Annotated in this window: 7 protein-coding genes; 6 read left to right on the forward strand and 1 reads right to left on the reverse strand. The window is 73.4% G+C overall.

Annotated features, from left to right (window positions below; translation table 11 throughout):
* The first annotated feature begins 91 nt into the window (after positions 1 to 91).
* The 4 genes from ABZ371_RS27185 (at position 92) to ABZ371_RS27200 (ending at position 2,864) form a co-directional block, all read left to right on the forward strand.
* Positions 92 to 526, forward strand: a complete 435-nt coding sequence (locus ABZ371_RS27185; RefSeq protein WP_358684287.1) for a DUF2267 domain-containing protein — start codon at positions 92 to 94, stop codon at positions 524 to 526.
* A 146-nt stretch (positions 527 to 672) separates the two neighbouring features.
* The gene (locus ABZ371_RS27190; RefSeq protein ID WP_358684289.1) at positions 673 to 1,716 is read left to right on the forward strand and encodes a YihY/virulence factor BrkB family protein; all 1,044 of its coding nucleotides are present in this window, start codon (positions 673 to 675) and stop codon (positions 1,714 to 1,716) included.
* A 262-nt stretch (positions 1,717 to 1,978) separates the two neighbouring features.
* Positions 1,979 to 2,152, forward strand: coding sequence for a hypothetical protein (locus ABZ371_RS27195; RefSeq protein WP_358684291.1), 174 nt, complete (start codon positions 1,979 to 1,981; stop codon positions 2,150 to 2,152).
* Between the two features lie 307 nt (positions 2,153 to 2,459).
* Positions 2,460 to 2,864, forward strand: a complete 405-nt coding sequence (locus tag ABZ371_RS27200; RefSeq protein ID WP_358684293.1) for an ANTAR domain-containing protein — start codon at positions 2,460 to 2,462, stop codon at positions 2,862 to 2,864.
* A gap of 101 nt (positions 2,865 to 2,965) precedes the next feature.
* Here ABZ371_RS27200 and ABZ371_RS27205 read toward each other — a convergent pair whose 3' ends face one another.
* Positions 2,966 to 4,009, reverse strand: coding sequence for an SDR family oxidoreductase (locus ABZ371_RS27205; RefSeq protein WP_358684295.1), 1,044 nt, complete (start codon positions 4,007 to 4,009; stop codon positions 2,966 to 2,968).
* Between the two features lie 266 nt (positions 4,010 to 4,275).
* Here ABZ371_RS27205 and ABZ371_RS27210 point away from each other — a divergent pair, with 266 nt between their 5' ends.
* Together ABZ371_RS27210 and ABZ371_RS27215 are read left to right on the forward strand one after the other, a co-directional pair.
* Positions 4,276 to 4,845 carry a type 1 glutamine amidotransferase domain-containing protein gene (locus ABZ371_RS27210; RefSeq protein WP_358684297.1) on the forward strand — a complete coding sequence of 190 codons (570 nt, stop codon included), beginning with the start codon at positions 4,276 to 4,278 and terminating at the stop codon, positions 4,843 to 4,845.
* A gap of 244 nt (positions 4,846 to 5,089) precedes the next feature.
* The gene (locus ABZ371_RS27215) at positions 5,090 to 6,517 is read left to right on the forward strand and encodes an MFS transporter (RefSeq protein WP_358684299.1); all 1,428 of its coding nucleotides are present in this window, start codon (positions 5,090 to 5,092) and stop codon (positions 6,515 to 6,517) included.
* Positions 6,518 to 6,579: the final 62 nt, after the last annotated feature.

Genomic DNA, 6,579 nt, shown 5'->3' on the forward strand with positions numbered 1-6,579 from the left:
CCGGCCCCCTCTGTCCCGCCGCGTTCGGCGCCCATCCGCCGGGCCGGCGGGAGTCACCCCGAAACAACCGAGAAAGGCAACGACTGCACCGATGTCCAGCCAGCGTGAGGCGGTCCGGCGCGTGGCCGCGATGACGTTCGACCAGCTGCTCGAAAAGGTCCGGTACGACGGTGCCTACCCGACCCGGGCACGGGCCGAGGAAGCCGCTCGGCTGGTCCTCGGCGGCCTGGGGCGGCAGCTGACCGGCGACGAACGCGTCGACCTGGCCGCCCGCCTTCCCGTGGAGGCGGCCGCCGTCCTCACGGCCGAGATCCCGGACATCGAGCCCCTCACCGGATGGGGCTTCGTCAAGGACCTCGCCACCCGCGCGGGCGCACCGGCCGCCACCACCCGCTGGGACACCGGGGCCGTCCTGACCACGGTCGCCGCCCTGGCCGGCCCGGAGCTGATGACACGCATCCTCGACCGGCTGCCTTCGGGTTACGCACTCCTCTTCGGCCGGGTCGAACTGATACAGGCCGCCTGATCCCACCGGGCGACCGGCCCCCGGGCGGCTGGGCCGCCTCCGTCCCGAGCACGCACATCGGGTTCCGCCCCCGGTCGGATGGCCCGACCGGGGGCGGATCCGCATATCAGCCGCATTCTTCCGCCGCGGGGGGATACCCGGGTCACATGAACCGCGATGACGACAACCGGATCGAGCACCAGGACGATTCTCCCGGGGAGGGCACCCCTCCCGCCGAGGGGCCGAGCCCGGAGGTGCAGGACGCCGCCCCGGACAAACCGACCGATCTGCCGAAGAAGTCGTTCGGCCAGGTCCTGCGCCGTACCTTCCGGGAGTTCCAGGACGACGAGCTGACCGACCGCGCCGCCGCCCTGACCTACTACGGGGTGCTGGCACTCTTCCCCGCCCTCCTCGTGCTCGTCTCGATCCTGGGCATCGTCGGGCACGGCACGACCCAGGCCGTGCTGGACAACATCCAGAAGCTCGCCCCGGGTGCCGCCCGCGACGTCATCACCGATGCCGTCACCCAGCTCCAGGGCAGCAGCAGCACGGGCTCGGTCGTGGCGGTCGTCGGTCTTCTCGGCGCCCTCTGGTCCGCCTCCGGCTACGTCGCCGCGTTCATCCGCTCGTCCAACGCCGTGTACGACCTGCCGGAGGGGCGCCCCGCCTGGCTGGTGCTGCCCCTGCGCCTCGGTATGACGGTGGCGCTGATGGTGATGGCCTGCGCCAGCGCGCTCATCGTCGTCCTCTCGGGCGGTCTCGCCCGGCAGCTCGGCACCGCGCTCGGTGTCGGGGACACGGCGATGACGGTCTGGTCGATCGCGAAGTGGCCCGTACTGCTGGTCCTGGTCACCCTCATGATCGCCCTGCTGTACTGGGCGGCACCGAACGCCAAGGGGCGCGGCTTCCGCTGGGTCAGCCCCGGCAGCCTGATCGCCGTGCTGATCTGGCTCGCCGCCTCGGCCGGCTTCGCCGTCTACGTGGCGAACTTCGGGTCCTACAACAAGACCTACGGCACCCTCGCCGGCGTGATCATCTTCCTGGTGTGGCTGTGGATCACCAACCTCGCCATCCTCCTCGGCCTGGAGTTCGACGCCGAGCTCGCCCGGGAGCGAGCCATCGTCGGAGGTCACCCCGAGGAGTCCGAGCCCTACGTCGAGCCCCGCGACACCCGCAAGTGGACCGAGCAGGACCGTCGGCGGCTCGACTGACACCGCGGGCGCCGCGCGGGCCCAGCCCCGAACGGAGGCGGCCCGCACGGGTGGGGCGGTGAAGTCCGGGTGCGGCCGGCCGGCCGCACCCGGCCCCTGCGGAGAGGACACCCCTGCCACGGGAGCGGCACACCGGTCACAGGACGCCGTCGAACGGTCACACCACCTTCACCGGCCCCCGCGGTGACTTCCGCCCGTCCGGCAACGCGAACGGACAACGCCGGACGGAGGGAATCCGCTGTGGTCTTCGCAGCCCTCGCTCATGCCGCCCCTCCTGCTCGTCCTCGTGGTGCTCCTGGACCACTACGAGGAGCGCCTCCTGCGCTCGCCCGTGACGGCGCCCCCTGCCCGGGAGCGGCACCTGAGTCCGGTGCCGCCACCGGTGGAGGCACCGGCGGGCGGGCCCGGGCTTCCTCTTCTGGACCGCGCCGCGTGAAGCCGGCCGGCACACCCGTATGGCGGAACCGTCCGCACCCGGGCCGCCGCGGTTCCCCCGGGCGCGCCGGGAGGATCCGCGCCCCCGCCGACCGGAGTTCCGTCCGGCACCGGCACGGCCGGTACGTGCCCCGTGGGCGCCCCACCGCCTCTCCACGCAGGCAGCCCCGCCGTCCAGCTCCCGGTGCCACTCGTTCCGCCCGGGCTGCCTCGTGGCCGACCGGGCGGAACACTGGTGGGCAGACGGACACCCGTGACCGCAGGCGTCACCGCCGCAGAGGAGTGAGGACGGGGGGAGAGGAGGGGACATGGCGGACCACACCGAGGGCCGGGGCCCCCGCACCCACGTCGCACCGGCCACGCCGGAACGCGCCGAACCTCGGCGGACGCAGCGCGAACACGGGGGGCACCACCCGGCCGCCGGGGAGACGGCTCCCGACGCGGAGGTGGCCGCCCTGCGGAGCGAGATCGAAGGACTGCGTGTCGCGATCGCCTCGCGTCCCGTGATCGACACCGCTCGGGGCATCGTCATGGCGATGGGTCCGTGTACGGCGCAGCAGGCGTGGCAGACCTTGATCCACGCCTCCCAGAACAGCAACGTCAAGCTGCGCGACATCGCTCACCAGCTCGTCGAGAGTTACCACGGGACGCCGCTCCCCCCGGCCACCCGCGACGCCCTCAGAGCGGCCGTCAAGCACACCCTCGCACCCTGACGGACGTGCGAGGGCTCGGCGCCTCGCGGATGCGGCGCCCGCTGCCGTCGGCGGACCGGGTGCACGTGAGGTGCCTGACGGGCGGGCCCCTCCTCAGCCGTTCACCCCACCCTCTTGCCGCCCAGCGGAGCCGTGTCCTCACCGTCACCCCGTCGTACACCGCGCAGGAAGGCGCTCAGGGCCTCGTCGGCGGTGTGGGCGGGCCGCCAGCCCAGCACGGTCCGCGCCCGGCCGGAGTCGAGCACCGGCAGCCTCAGCACCGCGTCGAACAGGTGCGGGGAAGCCGGTACGGCGTGGGCCCGCCAGGCGGCGGACAGGGCGGTGCGCACCAGGGACCGCGGCACGCGTACCACGCGTCCGCCCAGCAGGTCGGCCAGCCGCCTGGCGTCCGTCACCGAGTCGGCGGCCAGGTTGAAAGGGCCCCGGGCGTCGCTCAGGACGGCGAGCCGGTACGCCTGCGCCGCGTCGTCGGTGTGCAGGACCTGGAAGCGGAGCCCTTCGAGGTCGGGCACGAAGGGCAGGAGGTCCGGACGGAGCAGCGGGCCGGGGAGGTAGCGCCCGCCGAAGATGCGGCGCTGCTCGCTCGCCGCCGTCTCCTTGAACAGGAAGCCGGGCCTCATCCTGACCACCCGGATCTCCGGATGCCGCAGTTCGAAGGTGTCGAGCACGCGCTCCAGGTACGCCTTCTCCCTGCAGTACGCCGCGTCCGGCCAGCCGTGGGTCGGCCATTCCTCGTCGACTCCGGGCTCCGTCTTCGGTCCCGGGGAGTAGGCGCCGACGGACGAGGCGTGCACGAGGGCGGGGACGCCTGCCTCGGCCACCGCGGAGAAGAGCCTGAGGGACCCGAGGACGTTGCTCTGCCAGGTCACCACCGGATCGTGCGTGGGCTGGAAACGCCATGCCAGGTGGACGACCGCGTCCGCGCCCCGCAGCAGACCGGCGAGCGCGCCGGAACCGCCGGGGCGGGAGAGGTCCGCCGTAGCCCACTCCACCCCGTCGATCTCGAGGCGCGGCCGTCTGCGGGCGAGGCCCAGGACGGAGCCGACCGCCGGATCGCCCGCCAGCGCCCGGACGACACTCGTACCCACGTTGCCGGTCGCCCCCGTCACCACGACACGGGCACCGGAGGACGGATTGATGGCCATGTTGCACTCGCTTCCACCGTGAGGTCGCCGCCGGTTCCGGTCGTTGCCGCCCCTGGCCGCCGGAGCCGGTCGGCCACGCGGTGCGGTGAGCCTCGGGTAACCAGCGCGGGGCGCGGAAAACCTCGTGCCGCCGCCTTTCCCCGGAGGAAGGACCGCTCGCCCGCCGGCGCATACCCGCCGCGTTTGCGGGAACCCACGAGGTCGGGCCGTACGCGGCCGGCACCGCATACCGACATACCGACACGTACCTGGAAAGGGGCACGGCGATGGGTGACGACGAAGTGAGCGTGCGGAAGGTACTGGCGATCGTGACGAACTACGGCGTGGAGCAGGACGAGCTGAAGGTGCCCGTCGAACACCTTCGCGGCTGGGGCGCCGTGGTGGACGTGGCGGCGGTCTCTTCCGACGACATCGAGACGCTCGTCGGCGACAAGGATCCCGGGGAGAAGGTGAAGCCGGACCTCACCCTCAGTGAGGCGGACCCGGAGGCCTACGACCTCTTGCTCATCCCGGGAGGCACCCTGAACGCCGACACCCTGCGCGGTCAGGACAGCGTCCTGGAGATCGTCCGGTCGTTCACGGGGTCCGGGCGCCCGATCGCGTCCATCTGCCACGGACCGTGGGCACTGGTCGAGGCCGACGTCGTGAAGGGCAAGAAGCTGACCTCGTACTCGTCGCTGCGCACCGACGTCACCAACGCCGGCGGCCACTGGGTCGACGAGCCCGTCGTCACGGACGGCACGGGTGGCTGGAAGCTGATCACCTCCCGGAATCCGGGTGACCTCGACGACTTCCTGCGCGAGACCGACGCGGCGCTCGAGCGGGCCACCGTGTGAGGAACGACACCTGAGGATGTACGACCCCTGACACGGCGGGAGTTGGGGGGTGCGGAGCGGCGGGGACGGCGTCCCCGCCGCTCCGGCGTTTCCTGCCGGTGAGGGGCGTTTGTGAAGATGGGCGCGCCGCACGGCAGGCGGCCCGAGCACCTGAGCGGGTCCTGCCCGGCACCGAGGCACCCACTGCACCGCTCACACAGCCCGACGTGTGTCTCTCCCCCGCCCTCGTCGGAAACTGCGTGCCGTGCCCTCTCCTTCCCTCCTTTCCGCTGCCCGCTTCCGGGGACCGGCGGCGCCCACCGGCCGTTCCGCCGACAGGAACCCCTGGCGCTGCCTGCGCAGCCCCAGCATGCGCTGGTGGTCGGTGGCCAACCTCGTGTCGAACACCGGTGCCTGGATGCAGCTCACCGTGCAGAACCTCCTGGTCCTCCAGATCACGGGCTCCGCCGCCGCGACCGGGTTGTCACTCGCCGTGCAGGCCGGACCCGGGCTCCTGCTCGGTGTCCTCGGTGGCGCGGCGGTCGACCGGTGGCCCCGCAAGACCACCGCGACGGTCAGCCAGGTGGTGCTCGGGATCGTCGCCTTCGCGACGGCCGCGCTCATGGCCGGTGACCTGCTGAGCATGCCGGTGCTGCTCCTCCTGGCCGCCGTCACGGGCATCGTGAACACGATCGACGGCCCGGCCACCTCGCTCCTCGGCAACGACCTGGTGCCCGCCCGTGACGTGCCGTCGGCCATCGCCCTCGGTTCGGTGGTGCACAGCTCCGGCCGGCTCGCCGGTACGGCGGTGGCCGCGGTCGCCGTCGGGACGCTCGGCACGGCGTCGGCCTACGTGGCGAACGGCCTCTCCTTCGTCTTCGTCGCGGCCGTCATCCCCTTCCTCCGTCCGGTGCGCGGCTCGCACCACGGGGTACGGGCGGCCGGGGGCACTTCCGGCACCCCGCCCGAGGCGCGAACGGCCGACGCGGCGGTTCCCCCGGGCCGGCGGCACGGCAGGCGTGCCCGGCGCGACGACGACGGAGGCGCACGCGCGGGCCTCACGTACTTCCTGCGACGGCCGCGGCTCGTCGCGCTCGCCGGCGTCACGGCGCTGAGCTCGGTGTTCGGCCGGAACTACCAGCTGACCCTGGCCGTGCTGGTCGTCGGCCCGCTCCAGGCCGGCGAGAGCGATTTCGGCACGGTGTCCACGGTCCTGGCCGTGGGCGGGATCGCCGGAGCCGTCGCCGCGGGCCGGCTGCGGAACCCGTCCGTGCGCCTGGTGGCCGTCCTGGCGGCCTGCGGGGGGCTGCTCCAGGCGGCAGCCGGTCTCTCACCCGGGCTGCTGGTGCTGATCCTGCTGGTCGTCCCCATGGCGGTCGTCGAGTCCGTGTCCGACACCGCGGGGGCCACCCTCCTGCAGACCGATCCCGCACCCGAGATGCGGGGCCGGGTACTCGGGGTGTGGCGCAGCGCGAGCACGGTGTGGGGTCTGGTTGGGCCGCCGCTGCTGGGTCTGCTGATGGAGTACGCGGGTGCCCGCGGCGCGCTGGTCTCCGGTGGCCTGCTCATAGCCGGCGCCATCGGCTGCGGCGCCCTGCGCCACAGCCGGTCCGCCCGCCGGCCGCCGGCGCCGGTCCGGGTCACCGCCGTGGTCGCCGTGCCGTCCCCGGAGAGGCTCGTACCGGCCTCGTGAGGCTCGTACCGGCCACGTGGGCGGCGGGGGCGGGGTCGCGAGCGGGTGGGCGGGCCCGGGCC

The sequence above is a fragment of the Streptomyces sp. NPDC005899 genome (assembly GCF_040629645.1).
GTDB lineage: Bacteria > Actinomycetota > Actinomycetes > Streptomycetales > Streptomycetaceae > Streptomyces.

What these genes read in the sequence shown, in the direction of transcription:
- ABZ371_RS27185 (WP_358684287.1), top strand. Translation starts at nt 92, where the DNA reads ATGTCCAGCCAGCGTGAGGCGGTCCGGCGCGTGGCCGCGATGACGTTC.
- ABZ371_RS27190 (WP_358684289.1), top strand. Translation starts at nt 673, where the DNA reads ATGAACCGCGATGACGACAACCGGATCGAGCACCAGGACGATTCTCCC.
- ABZ371_RS27195 (WP_358684291.1), top strand. Translation starts at nt 1,979, where the DNA reads ATGCCGCCCCTCCTGCTCGTCCTCGTGGTGCTCCTGGACCACTACGAG.
- ABZ371_RS27200 (WP_358684293.1), top strand. Translation starts at nt 2,460, where the DNA reads ATGGCGGACCACACCGAGGGCCGGGGCCCCCGCACCCACGTCGCACCG.
- ABZ371_RS27205 (WP_358684295.1), bottom strand. Translation starts at nt 4,009, where the DNA reads ATGGCCATCAATCCGTCCTCCGGTGCCCGTGTCGTGGTGACGGGGGCG.
- ABZ371_RS27210 (WP_358684297.1), top strand. Translation starts at nt 4,276, where the DNA reads ATGGGTGACGACGAAGTGAGCGTGCGGAAGGTACTGGCGATCGTGACG.